The following is a 15,740-nucleotide window of genomic DNA, read 5'->3' on the forward strand; positions in this document are numbered from 1 at the left end:
ACTGTGCCTGCGTCCCAGTCGTCCCTTCCGTCCCTTGTGTCCTGTCGGCGCGCAGACATGCTCATATGCTTCAAAATTCCCCTAAAATTGGGCATTCTTCGCATGTGGTGACCTTGGACGTACGGCCTCAGCTGCTCGACGCACTCTCCGCCCTGCGCGACCGTGTCGCCGCCGCACGCTTCCCGCTGCCCCTGGCGGGGGCTCCACGCGCGCGTGCCAACCGCGACGAACTGCTCGCGCAGCTCGACGACTACTTGGTGCCCCGGTTGAGAGAGCCCGAAGCGCCCTTGCTGGCCGTCGTGGGCGGATCGACCGGCGCCGGCAAGTCGACCCTAGTCAACTCCCTTGTGGGGCGGCGGGTCAGCGAGGCGGGTGTGCTGCGGCCGACCACGCGGACACCGGTGCTGGTGTGCAACCCGGAGGACCATCACTGGTTCAGCGGGATGCGCGTGCTGCCCGACCTCACGCGCGTGTGGGTGCCCCATCGGGACGCGCAGGACGACCTGTTGCTCCCCGACGACAGCCCCGTGCGCGTGCTGCGCGTCGAGACCGCGGACACGCTGCCGCGCGGCCTCGCCCTCCTCGACGCCCCCGACATCGACTCCCTGCTCTCCGACAACCGCATCCTCGCCGCCGAACTCCTCTGCGCCGCCGACATCTGGGTCATGGTCACCACGGCCGCCAGATACGCCGACGCCGTCCCCTGGCATCTGCTGCGTACCGCCAAGGAGTACGACGCCATGCTCGTGACGGTGCTCGACCGCGTGCCGCACCAGGTCGTCTCCGAGGTGTCGCGGCAGTACGGCGCACTGCTCACCAAGGCCGGGCTCGGCGACCTACCGCGCTTCACGGTGCCCGAACTGCCCGAGTCCGCCTGGGGGAGCGGGCTGCTGCCGGCCACCGCCGTGGCGCCGCTGCGGACCTGGCTGGTGCACCTGGCGCAGGACCCGGCCGCCCGGCAGCACGCCATGGCCCGTACCGCCTACGGGGTGCTCGATTCCCTCAAGGCCCGGATGCCCGAACTGGCCAGTGCCGCCGCGGCCCAGTACGCGGCCGCCCTCCGGCTCACCTCCGCCGTCGACGGGGCGTACGACAGCGAGTACGCGCGCGTACGGGGGCGTTTGCAGGCCGGTGCCGTGCTCGCCGGGGACGCGCTGAAGCGGTGGCGGGCGTTTCCGCTCGACTGCACCGCCGGTGAGCTCCTCGACGCGCTCGTGGGGAGCCTGGCCGCGCTGCTGCTGTGCGCCGTCACCGCCGCCGACGAGCGCGTCGACGAGGCCTGGCGGCGCGAACCCGCGGCGCGCGCACCGGAACTGACGGAGCGAGACCCCTCCCTGGAGAGCGCCGAGCACCGCATCGGGATGGCCGTACGGCGGTGGCGGCGCGAGCTGGAGGAGTACGCCGAGGAGGAGGTGCGCGACCTCGACCGCAACGTCGCACCGGATCCCGAGGTGGTCGCCGCCCTCGTCGCCACCGTGCTGCTGGGCGGCCGCCGGGCGCGCTCGGCCGGTGAGTCGCTCGCCGAGCGGATCGGCGCGCACGGGGCGCTGCGGCTGCGCGACCGCGGCGGACGACTGCTCGCCGACCACCTGGACCGGGTCATGCACACCGAACGCGAGCGCCGGCTGGCGCCCCTCGACGCGCTGGAAGTCCACGCCGAGCCCCAGGCCGAACTCATCGCCGCGCTGTCCGTCATGCAGAAGGAGAGGTGACCGGTGACCGCCGTCACTGACCAGGACCACACCGAGCACGCTGATCACACCGATCGCCCGGAAGGCGCGGGCTCCGAGGCCGCGCGCACCGAAGAGGGGACCTCTCCGGACGGCGGCAAGGACGATTCCATGGACGCCTCTGGGGAGGGCACTTCCGGGAGCGGCCTTCCCGAGGAGGGCGCTGCGGATGAAGAGGGCACTGCGGAGGACCGGGTCGATGACGAAGCCGGTGCCGGGGAACCGGTCGGCGGTGCGCGTCCCGGTGCGGCCGACGAGCGGCACGCGCGCGTGAGCGACGACGACAGCGACGGCCGTAAGGACGGCGTGGGCTCGGGTCGTCGCGACGGCGACGGGGCCGCTCGCAAGGACGTGGCGGCCTCCATCCGCAAGGGCGGTGACGGGCTCGGCCGTAAAGGCGTCGACGGGCCCGGTCGTGGGGAATCCGGCGGACCCGGTCGTGAGGAAGCCGGCAGACCCGGACGTAAGGAATCCGGCAGGCCCGGCCGTAAGGAAGCCGACGGGCCGGGTCGCAGGGACGACGACGGATTCGGTCGTACGGACTCCTCGGGCGTCTGGGACGACGGGCTGATCGCGCGGCGGGTGAACGAGGACGGAACCGGGGCCGAACCCGTCGCCGCCGTGGACGTCCGGGCGCACCGTCCGCAGGCCGTCGCGCCGCTCGTCTACGACCGCCCGTTGCGGTCGCGGCTCGAGGCCCTGCGGGAGCTGGTCGGGCTCTCGCGGACGCGGCTCGACAGCCACACGCTCGCGGAGGCCGGGCGGGTGCTCGACGAGGCGGCGGCACGACGCAGGCTCTCCGGGCAGCACACCGTGGTCGCCATCGCGGGCGCGACGGGCAGCGGCAAGTCGACGCTGTTCAACACCCTTGCCGGGGTGGCCATTTCGGAGACGGGCGTACGACGGCCCACCACCGCGGCGCCCATCGCGTGCAGTTGGAGCGACGGCGGGGCGAGCCTCATCGAGCGGCTCGGCATCCCGCCCCGGCTGCGGCGGCGCCCGTTGCAGAACTCCGAGTCGGAGGCGCAGTTGCGCGGGCTCGTCCTGGTCGATCTGCCCGACCACGACTCGGCCGCCGTACAGCACCGTGAGCAGGTCGACCGCGTCCTGGCGCTCGTCGATGCCGTCATCTGGGTCGTCGATCCCGAGAAGTACGCGGACGCCGTCCTCCACGAGCGCTATCTGCGGCCCATGGCGGGGCACGCCGAGATCATGTTCATCGTCCTCAACCAGACCGACCGGCTGCCCGGCGAGGCCACCGACCAGGTGCTCGACGATCTGCGCCGGCTGCTCGACGAGGACGGGATCGCCCTGGGGGAGTACGGCGATCCGGGCGCCACCGTGCTCGGGCTGTCCGCGCTCACCGGGGACGGAGTCGGCGAACTGCGTGAGTCGCTCAGCCAGTTCGTGGCCGAACGCGGCGCCGCCGCGCGCCGGATCTCCGCCGACCTCGACTCCGCCGCGGCGGGGCTGAGGCCCGTCTACGCCACGCGGCGGCGCACCGGGCTGAGCGAGGAGGCGCGCGACGAGTTCGCCGCCCGGCTCGCGGACGCCGTGGGCGCCACCGCCGCGGGCGAGGCCGCCGAGCGCGCGTGGCTGCGCAACGCCAACCGTGCGTGCGGGACGCCGTGGCTGCGACTGTGGCGGTGGTACCAGGACCGGTACGAAGCGCCCACGGGGCGGCTGACGTTGACCGGTCAGCCGGACGAGGAGGCCACGGCGCGCCAGCGCGTCGAGCATGCGGTGCGCACGCTTGCCGACCGGGCCTCGGCCGGGCTGCCGGCGCCTTGGGCGCAGGCGGTGCGGGAGGCGGCCGTCCGGGGCTCCCAGGGGCTGCCCGAGGCGCTCGACGACCTGGCGGCGCGGGCGGGACTGCCGCCGGGGCGGCCGCCGCGGCCCGGGTGGTGGCCGGCGGCCGTGCTGGGGCAGGCGGCCATGACCATCCTCCAAGTCGTCGGCGGGCTCTGGCTGTTGGCCCAGATCATCGGGTTCATGGCGCCCAACCTGGGCGTGCCGGTGCTGCTGATGGTGACCGGCATCGTCGGCGGCCCGCTCGTCGAGTGGGGCTGCCGGATGGCGGCGCGGGGGCCTGCCCGGCGCTACGGCACGGATGCGGAACGGCGGTTGCGGGAGGCGGCCGCCGGGTGCGGGCGGGCGCGGGTGCTGGATCCGGTGGCGGCGGAACTGCTGCGGTACCGGGAGGTACGGGAGCAGTACGGGCGGGTCACGGGTGTGACGGGAGTGGGGATCACGACCGGGTGAACCCGGGTGTGACGGCGTGCCCCTCGGCTGATGACCACTCGTCCGGGTGACGGAGTTTTCCACAGGCTGGGGATGATCCACAGGGCTCAGCGGGCTCGGCCCGACGGAGGCAGTCTGGCGATGCGGCGATCGCGAGGGACGTGATCGCCGCGGCAGACGCAGCCGTACGGGACGGGCCCGTACGTGTATCCGCCCGGCCCCGGCGGCCGGGTGAGGGAGGGACTCGCGATGAACGAGACGATCATCTGTGCCGTGGGCAACGTGGCGACGCAGCCGGTGTACCTGGACCTGGCGACGGGGCCGTCGGCGCGGTTCCGGCTCGCGGTGACCTCGCGCTATCTGGACCGGGAGAAGAACGCCTGGACCGACGGCCACACCAACTTCTTCACGGTGTGGGTCAGGCGGCAGCTGGCCGCGAACGTGCAGGCCTCGCTCAACGTCGGCGATCCCGTCATCGTGCAGGGCCGGTTGAAGGTGCGCTCGGACGTGCGCGAGGGGCAGAACTGGATCTCGGCGGACCTCGACGCGGTGGCCGTCGGACACGATCTCGCGCGCGGTACGTCGGCCTTCCGGCGGGTGGTCAGGCCGGACGCCGGCGCGGCTGTTCCGCAGCAGCCCGAGCCCAACTGGGAGACGCCTCCCGGAGGTTCGCAGGAGGTCCGAGCTCAACAGGAGCCGGAACCCGCTGCGGTGACGTGATGTCAGAAAGTGCCCCGAGCTGACCGGACTGCGGCTTATCGACGAATGCGCTCCGAACGGCCCGGTGGATTTGTCGATAAGCCCTGCTCACAGGCCGTGTTGGCGATAACGATTCCGAGTCGGATCGGTTGTACGACGGTATGACTGGGAAGCGCGGTGCTCCGCGTCCCTAGGATGCCGGGCATAGCTCTCGGGGCTTCTGATTCTGCTGGTGGGACCACACCCCCACATCAACGGGTCCTGCTCGAAGGGGAATTTGGTGTTGTTTGCTTCGTTCTCTGCGTTTGCCGTGCGCAGGCGAGGGGCGGTCCGCCTCGCCGCCGCGACGATGGTGTCCGGGCTCGTGGCCGCCGGCGTGCTCACCGGGGCCGGCGCGGCCGCCGCCGAGGAGACGACACAGAGCCAGGGCGGGGCGACGGCCACCATAGGCGGGCTCAAGACGTACGGTGCGGCCGTCATCCACGAGGACACCGGGGACCAGCAGATCTCGGCGGGCCTGTTCGAGATGTCCGTCGACGGCGGCGGCATGCTGCAGACGTACTGCGTCGACATCCACAACCCCACCCAGCGGGACGCCAAGTACCACGAGACCGCCTGGAGCGGCACGTCGCTGGGCGCCAACAAGGACGCCGGCAAGATCCGCTGGATCCTGCAGAACTCCTACCCGCAGGTCAACGACCTCGCGGCGCTCGCCGCCAAGGCGGGCGTCAAGGGCGGACTGACCGAGCAGGACGCGGCGGCCGGCACCCAGGTGGCCATCTGGCGCTACTCGGACGGGGCCGACGTCGACGCCGTGGACCCGCAGGCCGAGAAGCTCGCGGACTACCTCCACAAGAGCGCGGTGGGCGTCGCGGAACCCCAGGCGTCGCTGACCCTGGACCCGCCCGCGGTCTCCGGTCACCCCGGTGAGCTGCTCGGCCCGGTGACCGTGCACACCAACGCGGCCGGTGTGACGCTGACGCCGCCTGCGGACGCGGCCACCAGCGGAGTGCGGATCGTCGGCAAGGACGGCAAGCCGCTCGTGTCCGCGGCCGACGGCAGCCAGGTCTTCTTCGACGTGCCCGAGAAGGCGGCGCCCGGCTCGGCCGAGCTGACCGTGCAGGCCTCGACCACCGTGGCGGTCGGCCGGGCCTTCACCTCCGAGAGCCGGAGCCAGACGCAGATCCTGGCCGGCTCCAGCGAGTCGACGGTCTCGGCGACGGCGGGCGCGACCTGGGCGAAGAAGGGCGCCATACCTGCCCTCTCCGCCGCGAGGAACTGCACCAAGGGCGGCGTGGACATCACCGCGGCCAACCAGGGCGACGAGGCGTTCACCTTCGAGCTGATGGGCGCCGAGCACAGCATCCCGGCGGGCGAGTCGCGCACGGTGACGATTCCGCTGCAGGAGGACCAGGCGTACGACTTCACCATCACGGGGCCGGGCGGCTTCGTGAAGCGGTTCACCGGCGTCCTCGACTGCAAGACGCAGAGCGAGGCGGGCGGCGAGACGACCCAGACGCTCAGCGAGCCGAGCCCGGCCACGGTGGGCGGCGGCACGTACGACGACACCAACCTCGCCGCCACCGGCGGCTCCAGTGCGACCCCCCTGATCGCGGGTGTGGCCATCGCGCTGGTGGTGATCGGCGGCGCGGCCCTGGTGGTCGTACAGAAGAAGAAGGCGCCGACGCAGGACTGAGAGTCGACGCAGGACTGAGACGAGACGGGGGGCCGGACGGCAGGATGGCCTCATGACCAAGTCATCCGCACTTCCGGAGCACCACGCCCCCTCGGGCTCCGTGCTGTCCCTGTGGTCGCACGACTCGGTGCTGTCGATCGGCTCGGTGGGGTCGGTGCTGTCCATCGGCTCCGTCGGCTCGGCCCTGTCCGTCGGCTCGATCGGCAGCGCGCTCTCCGTGGGCTCGATCGGCTCGGCGCTGTCCCTGATCTCGACCGGATCCTGGCTGAGTAAGGGCTCGGTGCTGTCCGCGCAGTCCCAGTGGTCGGTGCTCTCCTGGCGCTCGTCTCGTTCGTTCCGGTCGGCCGGGGCGGTGGGCGCGGTGACCGTGACTGCGTTGCTGCTGGCTCGGCGGACGCTGCAGAAGTCGTCGGACGGGGTTGGCTGAGCTGCGGTCGGCGACTGTGAAGCCGCAGGTCAGGGGCGTGCGGCCATACGGGTTTCCCCCGCAGGGTGGACGTCGGGCAAGATGGGTGTTACTTGCCGCCGGAGGGCATAAAACAGCCCCTCACCAGCGGTTTTCCTGCCGATGAGGGGCCGTGTCAGGCGGCTTGGGCCGTCTCTGGGCCGTCATGAGCGTGACCGGCGGCCCGATACATCGCGGAGATGGCTTTGCGGGTGCGCGTCTCGCTGGACGGCATCAGGTGCGTATAGACGCGGAGCGTGAACCCCGGATCGCTGTGACCGAGGTACAGGCTCAGCGCCTTGATGCTCTCTCCGGCGTCCAGGAGGACCGAGGCGTAGAAGTGGCGTAGGGCGTGCATGCCGTGCTCGCGGGCCACCGCGAACCGCTGCCCCTTCTCGGGGACGGGGATGATCCCGGCGGACGCCAACGCGGGCTTCCACGACTGATCGTTGAACCCTTGGCTCCAGATGGCGGAGTCGACGCTGTTCGTGAAGATCAGCCGGTGCGTGACCTTCGGGCCGTCCGGCCTGAGCCACGGCAAGGTCACCTCGACAGGCGGGAACCGCTTCATGTGCTCCTGCAGCGCGGCCGACACCTCGGGATCGAGGGGGACGTCACGGAGCTTGCCGCGCTTGGGCGGAGCGAAGACGAGCGTTCCGCGAACCTTCTTGACCTGCTGGCGGACGTAGAGCCAGCCGAGATCCCCGAGGTTGTCGACGGCGAGCCCGAAGATCTCGCCCTGCCGCAGGCCGCACCCGGCGCCGACGTCGACCATGACTTGGTAGCGCTCGGGCAGTCCGGCCCGTACGCCGAACACCTGCTCAGCGGACCACGGATGGACGCGTGTCGGCAGGGGACGGGGTGCCTTGACCGATCGGGCTCGGCATGGGTTCGAGGCCAACAGGCGGTCATCTACGGCCGCGTTGAGCACCGAGGAGACGGCGTCGAAGATCAGGCGTCGGTACTGGGCTGAGGACACTGCCCCTTCGAGCTGGCGGTTCCAGTCGCGGATGTGCTCCGGCTGGAAGGAGCCCACGGGCCGCGTGCCGAGGTAGGGCAGCGCATGAAGCCTCAACCGGCCTTCCACGGCGGCCCGGCTCGTGAGATCGATGGTGAGCGCTGCCAGCCACTTTTCCGCGTACTCCCGGAAGGTGATCCGCGCCGCTTGCGGGTCGATGTACTGCCCGCGCGCCATGTCCGCTTCGATGTTGGTCAACCAGGCGTCGGCCAGCCGCTTTTGCTTGTCGGGGAAGCCCTTCGACTTCTCCGTCCCGTCCGGGGCGACGTAGCGGGCGCGGTAGCGCAGGCCCGTGCCGTAGCGCTCGGTCTTGGCCTTGCGGGTCTTGCCGTCCGGGCCAGTCTCGGTCTTGTACCAGCGGTCTTGGATGTGTCCGGCCATTAGGCAGCCTCCTCAATTTGGGAGTCCACCCAGGCGCGTACGTCGGTCGGGTCGAAGCGGAGATGCCGACCGACGCGGAAGCCGCGGGGACCGGTGCGCTTGCGGCGCCATTGGTAGACCGTCTCGACGCTGGGCAGCTCGAACATCTCGACCAGGTCGTCAGGAGTCAGGAAGCGGTTCGGCAGCTCTGATGTCATGGTCACCACTCCCTTTCGTCGGCGAGTGTGCGTAGCTCTTCGCGGGCGGTTTCTCGGTTGAGTTGGAGGTCGTGGGCGATGGTGGCGGCGAGGGCGGATTCGCCGGGGGTGTGGCCGTGGCCGGCGTACTGCCAGTCGGCGAGGACGAGGACGGTGTCCGGCTCGTGCTCGTCGAGGCCGAGGGCGGCGCGTTCCTGAGTGGCGCGGTAGTCGGCGCGTGTCTGGCGGAGGGCGCCGAGGGTGGTGGAGTAGCGGCGGGACTTGGTGGAGAAGTGGCCGCGGAAGCCGAGCATGTGGGCCCAGGCCCAGAGCCGGCGGTCGGGGTAGAGCGGGTCGAGGTGCTTGCAGGCTTCGATCAGGTGGCGGGCGTGGTCGGGGACGCCGTGGCGGTCGAGGTCGGCGAGTTCGCCGATGCGGCGGTCGAGGGTGCCGGTGTTCTCGGCGGCCTTGGTGGCGTACTTGGCGACGTAGGAGGCGACGGCCTGTTCGGTGAGGTCGGATGTGTCGCCGAAGGCCTTGACGGGGCGGATGTCGAGTTCGCGGCCCCAGCGGAGCGTGCGGGCGGGTTGGTCGCCGGCCGCGGGCAGGTGGAGGCTGGTGTAGGGGTGCCGGGCGGCGGCGCGGATGGCGTCGGTGAGCAGGTCGACGCTCGCCCAGGCGGGCGGTGCCCAGTCGGGGCCGTCGGGTCCGTCGAGGCGGATCACGGCGTGGAAGTGGATGGCGCCGCGTTTTTGGAATTCGGCGACCTTGCCGTAGGAGAGGCGGCAGGCCTCCTTGAGTGCGCGTTGGGTGAGGCCGGCGCGGGCGGCGATCTCGCGGCGGAGCCGGTTGGTGAAGCGCTGCCACAGGTCGCCGGCGTGGTTGTTGAACAGCACGGCACCCGCGTAGTCGTAGCCGTCCGGGTCGAGGGCGGTGCCGAGGACGGGGTCGTCCTCGCGGTGGTGGCGGCCGCAGCGGCAGGCTCCGTGGTCGGGCCGGTTGTGGACCGGGCCGAACGAGGGGGCAGTGAGGGTGGCGAAGACCCGCGGATGGTCCCGGACGGTGGCCGGGATGTCGCGGCGGTCGTCCCCGGCGAGCCCGGCGCGGATCAGGTGGTAGGTGTCGCCCGCATAGGTCCAGGCGCAGGAGGGGCAGCGGGAGGCGCGCCGGTTGCCGCACGCGATGCGCAACCGACCGCCGGGCTCGCCGTGGGTGGTGTAGTGGTGCAGTCTCTCGCCGGTGGCCTTGTCGATGCGAGTGGTCCAGCCGGTCAGGTGGATGGGATCAGCGCAGCCGCCGGTGCGGTGGATCTGATGCTGCCAGCGCTCGAAGTCGGGGGCGGACGCGACTCGCAGCAGGTCGCGGAGGGCGATCGGATCGGTCAGCAGGTCAGGCACGGGCCGCCTCCCGCACCAGGTCGAGGAGAGCGCGGGTGGGGGTCCACAGGCCGCGGGCACCGGGGCAGGAGACGGGCCGGTGCAGGCGATGGACGTCGGTGAGGTGCCAGTGCCACTGTCCGGGGGCCGACCACAGGGTGCACATGCCGTCGTCTGCGTGGCAGTCGTCCAGGCGGGCCCAGCCCAGAACGGCGCCGGCCGGTTGCGGACGGTTCAGGAAGGGGCGGGCCATGACCGCGTACTTGGCCGCGGGGTCGATGGTGGCCCCGGCGTGGATGAGCAGCCAGCCGCGGTAGTCGGTGGCCCAGCGGCGGTTTTCGATCCTCTTGGTGCCGTAGGCGATCGCGGAGGCCCAGGGCTGCCACAGGGTCAGGGCGCGTACCTCGGGACGCTCGGAGGCGGTGGTCATCACAGGACCTCCAGGAGGGCGGTGGCGATCCACTGGGCGACGTTGGCGGGGACGGCGTTGCCTGCCTGTTTGGTCTGCTCGCCACCATGGCCGAGGACGGTGTAGTCGTCGGTGAAGCGCTGGGCGCGCAGATGCTCGCGCGGGGAGAGCATCCGGAAGTAGCAGTCATCGACCGCGAGTTCCTGCGGGGTGGTGTCGGTGCCGAGGACGAGTCCGGCGGATTCGCGGGTGGCGATGGTGTGCAGGGGCGTGCCGGTGGTGGTCGGTTCGCCCTTGCGGTACGGGATCACCAAACCGTGGTGGTTGCCCCCGGCGGTGATCGAGGCCAGGGGGTCGTCGATGGCGCGGGTGGTGGAGCCGCCGCCGCGGTGTTCGGTAATGAACGGGGCGGGCGACAGGAGCGCTTCGCTCTCGCGAGTCGTACGCGTCCGCATCGGAACGGTGGCCGAGGCGGCATCGGTGTTCCAGCTTCCGCCGACCGGGACCAGCAGCGGCGGGATCGCCAGGCCGTCGCCGATGCGCACGGTGCGGGTGGGCAGCGGCGCGGCCAGGACCGGGAAGGCACGTCCGTCGCCCGTGTCGGCGTGGTTGACGGTGATCACCGAAGGCGTGCGGTGCTTGTCCAGGCCGAGGCGAATCTTCCGGAGCGTCGAGGCAGCGAGCGGACGCATGCCCTTGACCGTCCGGTCGCCGATCCGGATGCCGGGATCACCCCAGTTGATCGCGGACGCGGCGGGGCGGACGTAGGGCTCCACCAGGCGGTAGCGGCATGTGGAGTTGGGGCAGCGGAAGTCGTATTGCTGGCGGTACTTGCCGACGGTGCGGCCGTTGCGCCAGGACTGCACCGCCAGCACGTCACATTCGCAGACGGGGCACCAAGCCAGCGGACGCACGGCGAGGTTGGGGGCGCGCATCGTGGTGCGGGTGAAGACGATGAAGATGCGGTCGCGCCACTGCGGGGCGTGGGGGTTGCTGGTGTCGTCGCCGATGTGGGCGGCGGTGACCGAGACGATCTGGTGACGGAAGCCGATGATCTCCATACCGTGCAGCCACCACGAGAACAGCGGCCAGGCAGTGGCGAAGCGGGGCACGTTCTCGCACACCACGGCGTCGAAGTTGTGGACCTCGGCCGCGCGCAGGATGTCGTAGGCGGTGGCCCGGGTGCGCTCCCACGCCGCATCGGGCATGGGGCCTTCCTCGAACAGGTCCAGCTGGCCCGCACTCGGGGCGGGCTTGGGGCGGCGGACGCCGTCGGCGGGGCTGCCCTCGGTGCAGATCGGGGAGCCGACCAGGACGCGGGCCTTGGGCAGGCGACGCATGTCGTAGTGGTCGAGATCCACGCAGAGGTGTTCGGCCTCGGGGAAGTTCGCGGCGTGGGTCTCCACCGCACGGTTCCAGTGGTTGGCGCCGAGGACCACGTCGAAGCCAGCCCGGCGGAAGCCGTCGGAGTCTCCCCCGGCCCCGCAGAACAGATGGATGGAGGTCGGTCGCGAAGTCGCGGAGCGCCGGGTCATCGTGCACCTGCCAGGGCGTCGAGGGCGCCGGCGGCTTCGATCGCGGCGGCGGCGAGGCTGCGCAGGGAGGCGGAGGTTCCGAGGCGGGCGATGAGCGCGATCTCGACGGAGTCGCCCTCGACGCGGAGGCTGACGAAGGGGTTGGCGCGGTCCGCGAAGGGGGTGACGCGGTAGCGGGTGTCCGGCTCGAGGTGGGCCGAGGTGGTCAGGCTCTTCACGCCGCCACCTCCACGTCCGCGGCGGTCAGCCGGGGGCGCAGGGGTACGGTGCCGGTGCCGTGGCAGGTGCCGCAGTCGACGTGCAACAGAAGGCGGGTGCCGTCGCGGTGGCGGGCGCCGGACGTGACGGCGGCGGTGGCGAAGCCGTCGCAGTTCGGGCAGATCCGTACGCGGGTGATGGTGGCCGGGTTGGGGCCGGGCATGATGGAGGTTCCTTCCGGATCGTTGGTTCGGAGTGGGACGGCGCCCGGGCGGCGGAGACTTGGCGGTTGAGGCCGCCCGGGGGCCGGTCAGCGTCGGGTGTCGCTGGCGAGGATCGAGCGGACGACGACGGCGACCACGGCGAGTGAGGCGCCGGTGATGGCGACCGCGAGGAGCATGGAGACCAGGACGGCGCCGACGACCAGGACCACGAGGGTGCCGCCGCCGACGAGGGCGATCACGGTGCCCGGGGTGAGCTGTACGACGGGCCGGGACGGCGCCGGGACCGGGACCGTGGGGGCGGGCAAGCGGTCCTGAGTGCCCGGGACGATGGCGGTCGGCTCGACGACGGCGGGCGGGGTCGCGTGGCCGGTCGGTGTGGGCATGGTCGGGATCTTCGGGCGGAGCATCGGTGAACTCCCTTCAGTGGGGCCTTACTTGGTGAACGGGTCGAGGACGGGGGCGAGCAGGCTGCCTGCGAGGAGGTAGCCGCCGATCAGCAGGACGGCCACGAGCCAGAGCGGGGGTCGGAGGGTCTTGACGCCGACGACGGCGAGGCAGGCGATGAAGAACCACAGCGGCACGGACACGGCGTCAGCTCCTTCGGTTCTCGTACTTGCTCTTGATGCGGCAGCGGTGGCCCTTGGCTGCGATGCAGACGGCGCCGTAGCTGGTGTAGTCGGCGGACCAGCCGCACTGGTCGGCGGTGCAGGAGGCGATGTAGCCCTTGTCGCCGGACTTGGTGAGGGCGCGGCCGATCTCGACGGGGCCGTAGCGCTGGAGGCGTTCGAAGAGGAAGAAGCGGTGTCCCATCGGTCAATGTCCTTTCTGGCTAGGTGAGTTGGGCGGCGATGGCGGCGGCCATGGGGGCGGGGACGCCGAGGCGGGCGCGCAGGGTGTCCGGGTCGATCGGGTGGCCGGTGCGGGCGTGGTGGTCGTCGGCGACCTTGCGGGCGTGGGCCACCAGCGCGGGCGGCACCGCCATGGCCGCAGCAGGCTCAGTGGGCGCCGGGTCGGCGACGGGCAGGGCCGGAGCGTCGAAGGCCGCAGGGACCGCGGCGGGCTCCGGCTCCGATGTCGTGGCGGGTGCGCGTTCGACCTCCACGTCGGAGGCCGCAGACTCTGACGGTGCGTCTGTCTGGTCGGTGGGTGGTTCGGGGGCGTGGGCGAGGAGGGTGCCGCCGAGGAAGGCGAGGGCGGGCCAGCCGGCGACGCCGAGGCGGAGCAGGGCGGGCGGGTCGTTCATGTCGAGGAAGCCGGCGGTGGCGATGTTGGCGCCGAGCGAGGCGACCAGGGCGATCAGGAACCAGCACCAGGCCAGCCAGGAACGCCGGGTTCGCAGGCGGCGCCAGGCGGCGACCATCAGCAGGTCGACGGAGACGGGGTAGGCCCAGGCCTTCCAGCCGGTCTGGCCGGCGGCTTGGGCGAGGTCGTGCAGGTGGGCGAAGGACAGGGCGCCGGAGATCACGGCTTGGACGAGAACGAGGTGATACAGGGCGCGGCGCATGGTCTTCACCTCCCTTCGCAGGTGGTTGGGCCAGGGACGAGGCGGGGAACGGTGTCCGGCCGCCCCGTCCCGGCAAGGGGTCAGTCGGCGGGTGCTTCGCCGGAGCCGAGGCAGGTCAGGCACAGGCCGGCCTGCCGGTGGTCGGTGATGCGGCCCTTGCGGGTGCCGACCTTGACGGCTTCGGCGATCTCGCCGTGGCCGTCGCAGTCCGGGCACTTCGCCGGCTCAGGCTTGGGTGCAGCCGTCTTGCGGCGGGCGGCGGGCTTCCTCGCGGCGGTCACGGCGTCCACCCCTGGCCGGGGTAGTCGGGGCCGTCGGTGGGGTCGTAGCCGGGCGGGAACAGGCCCGGCGGAGGCTCCGGCAGCGACGCGGCCAAGCACGGGCCCACGGTGTCGACGAAGTCGAGGTCGGCGCCAAACATGTCGGCGTAGAGAGCGAGTTGACCGAGCATCACCACGGTGCGGGCGAAGTCCTCGCAGTGCTCACACATGCCGCTCACCCCTGCGAGTGGCGGTCGGCCATGCGCTCGACCCAGCGCGCGATGAGGCTGTCGGCCGCGGGGACCTCCGCAGCCACCGGGTCGCAGTCGCCGTAGTCACCGTGGCGCCGGTCGACCTGGGCCTGACGCTGCTCTTCCAGCTCGCCGGCGGTGGTGTCGTCGTTGCGGTTCATCGTCTTCCTCCTTGGTTTTCGGCATGGCGCGGGTAGGGACCTGGCGCGAAGGCGGTCGCGCCGACCGTGCAGCAGAAGGAGGGTTCAGGCGGCTTCGGCCATCGCGGGCGCCTTATCCGGTGCGAGATCCACCAGCGGGCGGAAGCGGGCCAGCTCCGGCAGATCCGGGGTCAGGTCGGCATGCTGGTTGCAGGCGGTGACGGCTTGGCGCATGGAGGTGTAGGCGGAGCGGATCCGGGTCCAGTCGCCGTTGGAGTAGCCGACCACGGCCATGCCGGGCCGGTCGTTGCGGATCTGCGTGGCGGCGAACACCGCATGCGGTGAGACGTCCCCGAACGCCATCTTCGAACTGGACTCGTCGTTGACCCGGTGCGACATCCGGCCGGTCAGCTGAGCGCGCAGCATGGTGATGCCATCGCCCAGTTCGGAGCCGAAGCGCTGCCCGTAGATGTCGACGAAGATTCCTGCGGCACGGCCCAGCTGAGCCAGCCTCACCAGGGCAACCACGGCCCGCTCCCGACGCTTCTTCTCCGCCGCGGTGGTGAACAGCGCCAGCTCGGCGATCTCGTCAATGGTGACCACCACCGGCACCGGGCGCAGGTGCTCCGGCAGGCCCCAGATGTCCGCGGTGATCTCCGCGTCCGGGGTGTCCGCACTGATCCGCTGCGCCTGCCGGATCACCTGATAGATCGCCTCCATTCGGGCCACCAAGGCCTGAAGGAGGTCGGCGGCATCGTCGGCGTTGTCGGCCAGGGCCGAGAACCGGCGCGCCAGCGGGGCGAGTTCGACGCCGTTCTTGCAGTCGATGCCGACCAACGCCACGTGCTGGGCGGCGAGTTCGGCGATGACCCGACGCTGGGTGACCGACTTGCCGGAGCCGACCGCCCCCAGCGTGATGGAGTGGGGTACCTCGCGGTAGTCGCGGTAGTGCACCGAGCCGTCCTCCCGCAGCGCGATCGGAATCCGCAACGTGCCGCGGTCGACGCGGGCCGGCATCTGCACCCGCTTGAGGACGTCGTAGCCGGTCATGGCGATCTCGACGGTGCCCGGTTTGATCTCGCGCGAGGTGACCTGATGGACACCGAAGGCGTGCCGCAGCCGGTCGACCGCGGCCGAGTAGTCGAAGGCGTCCTGACCCGGGCGCATCCGCACCCGCAGCCGCAGCCCGGTCCGCGTGGGCTTGATCCACAGAAGCCGGGGAACCCGCTGCCGCGGGGTGTCCCAGTCGAACCAGCGGGCCAGGGTCAACCGGAGGCGGGACGCGGAGACCGTCAGGTCGCAGGCGTCCATCACGGACACGTACCGCAGACGGACCTTGAGAGTGGCGTAGACGACGCCGAAGGTCATCCAGTACCAGGCCGGACGGCGCCACCGCAGCAGCAGCGCCAGCCCGATCAGGACCGCTAACGCGGCGACGATCAGCAGCTTGGTCACGG

20 protein-coding genes are annotated in these 15,740 nt (G+C 71.6%); 5 read left to right on the top strand and 15 right to left on the bottom strand.

The window, feature by feature from the left end:
* The first annotated feature begins 104 nt into the window (after nucleotides 1–104).
* The 5 genes from ABZ880_RS06085 to ABZ880_RS06105 all read left to right on the top strand — a co-directional run bounded on the left by ABZ880_RS06085 (nucleotide 105) and on the right by ABZ880_RS06105 (nucleotide 6,793).
* The gene (locus ABZ880_RS06085; protein WP_361257596.1) at nucleotides 105–1,712 is read left to right on the top strand and encodes a dynamin family protein; all 1,608 of its coding nucleotides are present in this window, start codon (nucleotides 105–107) and stop codon (nucleotides 1,710–1,712) included.
* 3 nt (nucleotides 1,713–1,715) lie between these two features.
* The gene (locus ABZ880_RS06090) at nucleotides 1,716–3,992 is read left to right on the top strand and encodes a GTPase (RefSeq protein WP_361257599.1); all 2,277 of its coding nucleotides are present in this window, start codon (nucleotides 1,716–1,718) and stop codon (nucleotides 3,990–3,992) included.
* Between the two features lie 228 nt (nucleotides 3,993–4,220).
* Nucleotides 4,221–4,691: a single-stranded DNA-binding protein gene (locus ABZ880_RS06095; RefSeq protein WP_361257602.1), complete on the top strand. Its 471-nt coding sequence runs from the start codon at nucleotides 4,221–4,223 to the stop codon at nucleotides 4,689–4,691.
* 262 nt (nucleotides 4,692–4,953) lie between these two features.
* Nucleotides 4,954–6,366 carry a Cys-Gln thioester bond-forming surface protein gene (locus ABZ880_RS06100; RefSeq protein ID WP_361258180.1) on the top strand — a complete coding sequence of 471 codons (1,413 nt, stop codon included), beginning with the start codon at nucleotides 4,954–4,956 and terminating at the stop codon, nucleotides 6,364–6,366.
* A 52-nt stretch (nucleotides 6,367–6,418) separates the two neighbouring features.
* Complete coding sequence (locus ABZ880_RS06105; protein ID WP_361257605.1) at nucleotides 6,419–6,793, top strand: hypothetical protein; 375 nt, start codon at nucleotides 6,419–6,421, stop codon at nucleotides 6,791–6,793.
* A 154-nt stretch (nucleotides 6,794–6,947) separates the two neighbouring features.
* On the opposite strand, the gene ABZ880_RS06110 is transcribed toward ABZ880_RS06105, so the two are convergent.
* From ABZ880_RS06110 to ABZ880_RS06180, 15 genes are all read right to left on the bottom strand, one after another.
* Entirely contained in the window at nucleotides 6,948–8,210 is a 1,263-nt protein-coding gene (locus ABZ880_RS06110; RefSeq protein ID WP_361257607.1) for a site-specific integrase, read from the bottom strand.
* Nucleotides 8,210–8,407 carry a helix-turn-helix domain-containing protein gene (locus ABZ880_RS06115; RefSeq protein ID WP_361257609.1) on the bottom strand — a complete coding sequence of 66 codons (198 nt, stop codon included), beginning with the start codon at nucleotides 8,405–8,407 and terminating at the stop codon, nucleotides 8,210–8,212. The genes ABZ880_RS06110 and ABZ880_RS06115 overlap by 1 nt, the downstream gene beginning before the upstream one ends.
* A 2-nt stretch (nucleotides 8,408–8,409) precedes the next feature.
* The gene (gene repSA, locus ABZ880_RS06120) at nucleotides 8,410–9,783 is read right to left on the bottom strand and encodes a replication initiator protein RepSA (protein ID WP_361257613.1); all 1,374 of its coding nucleotides are present in this window, start codon (nucleotides 9,781–9,783) and stop codon (nucleotides 8,410–8,412) included.
* Nucleotides 9,776–10,192, bottom strand: coding sequence for an ASCH domain-containing protein (locus ABZ880_RS06125; protein WP_361257616.1), 417 nt, complete (start codon nucleotides 10,190–10,192; stop codon nucleotides 9,776–9,778). Before ABZ880_RS06125 ends, repSA begins: the two co-directional genes overlap by 8 nt.
* The gene (locus ABZ880_RS06130) at nucleotides 10,192–11,706 is read right to left on the bottom strand and encodes a DNA cytosine methyltransferase (RefSeq protein ID WP_361257619.1); all 1,515 of its coding nucleotides are present in this window, start codon (nucleotides 11,704–11,706) and stop codon (nucleotides 10,192–10,194) included. The genes ABZ880_RS06125 and ABZ880_RS06130 overlap by 1 nt, the downstream gene beginning before the upstream one ends.
* Nucleotides 11,703–11,924, bottom strand: a complete 222-nt coding sequence (locus tag ABZ880_RS06135) for a hypothetical protein (protein WP_361257622.1) — start codon at nucleotides 11,922–11,924, stop codon at nucleotides 11,703–11,705. Before ABZ880_RS06135 ends, ABZ880_RS06130 begins: the two co-directional genes overlap by 4 nt.
* The gene (locus ABZ880_RS06140; RefSeq protein WP_361257625.1) at nucleotides 11,921–12,127 is read right to left on the bottom strand and encodes a hypothetical protein; all 207 of its coding nucleotides are present in this window, start codon (nucleotides 12,125–12,127) and stop codon (nucleotides 11,921–11,923) included. The genes ABZ880_RS06135 and ABZ880_RS06140 overlap by 4 nt, the downstream gene beginning before the upstream one ends.
* 87 nt (nucleotides 12,128–12,214) lie before the next feature.
* The gene (locus ABZ880_RS06145; RefSeq protein WP_361257628.1) at nucleotides 12,215–12,535 is read right to left on the bottom strand and encodes a SpdD-like protein; all 321 of its coding nucleotides are present in this window, start codon (nucleotides 12,533–12,535) and stop codon (nucleotides 12,215–12,217) included.
* Between the two features lie 24 nt (nucleotides 12,536–12,559).
* Complete coding sequence (locus ABZ880_RS06150) at nucleotides 12,560–12,715, bottom strand: hypothetical protein (RefSeq protein ID WP_361257631.1); 156 nt, start codon at nucleotides 12,713–12,715, stop codon at nucleotides 12,560–12,562.
* 4 nt (nucleotides 12,716–12,719) lie between these two features.
* A complete protein-coding gene (locus tag ABZ880_RS06155) occupies nucleotides 12,720–12,938 on the bottom strand; it encodes a mobile element transfer protein (RefSeq protein ID WP_361257634.1) in 219 nt (72 codons plus the stop codon).
* A 19-nt stretch (nucleotides 12,939–12,957) separates the two neighbouring features.
* Nucleotides 12,958–13,632, bottom strand: coding sequence for a DUF2637 domain-containing protein (locus ABZ880_RS06160; protein WP_361257637.1), 675 nt, complete (start codon nucleotides 13,630–13,632; stop codon nucleotides 12,958–12,960).
* Nucleotides 13,633–13,712: 80 nt separating this feature from the next.
* Complete coding sequence (locus ABZ880_RS06165) at nucleotides 13,713–13,913, bottom strand: hypothetical protein (RefSeq protein ID WP_361257640.1); 201 nt, start codon at nucleotides 13,911–13,913, stop codon at nucleotides 13,713–13,715.
* Complete coding sequence (locus tag ABZ880_RS06170; protein WP_361257643.1) at nucleotides 13,910–14,122, bottom strand: hypothetical protein; 213 nt, start codon at nucleotides 14,120–14,122, stop codon at nucleotides 13,910–13,912. Before ABZ880_RS06170 ends, ABZ880_RS06165 begins: the two co-directional genes overlap by 4 nt.
* 5 nt (nucleotides 14,123–14,127) lie before the next feature.
* Nucleotides 14,128–14,304, bottom strand: a complete 177-nt coding sequence (locus tag ABZ880_RS06175) for a hypothetical protein (protein WP_361257646.1) — start codon at nucleotides 14,302–14,304, stop codon at nucleotides 14,128–14,130.
* An 84-nt stretch (nucleotides 14,305–14,388) separates the two neighbouring features.
* Nucleotides 14,389–15,738, bottom strand: coding sequence for an FtsK/SpoIIIE domain-containing protein (locus ABZ880_RS06180; RefSeq protein WP_361257649.1), 1,350 nt, complete (start codon nucleotides 15,736–15,738; stop codon nucleotides 14,389–14,391).
* Nucleotides 15,739–15,740: the final 2 nt, after the last annotated feature.

This window comes from Streptomyces sp. NPDC047043 (assembly GCF_040644055.1).
In the GTDB taxonomy this organism is placed as follows: Bacteria; Actinomycetota; Actinomycetes; order Streptomycetales; family Streptomycetaceae; genus Streptomyces.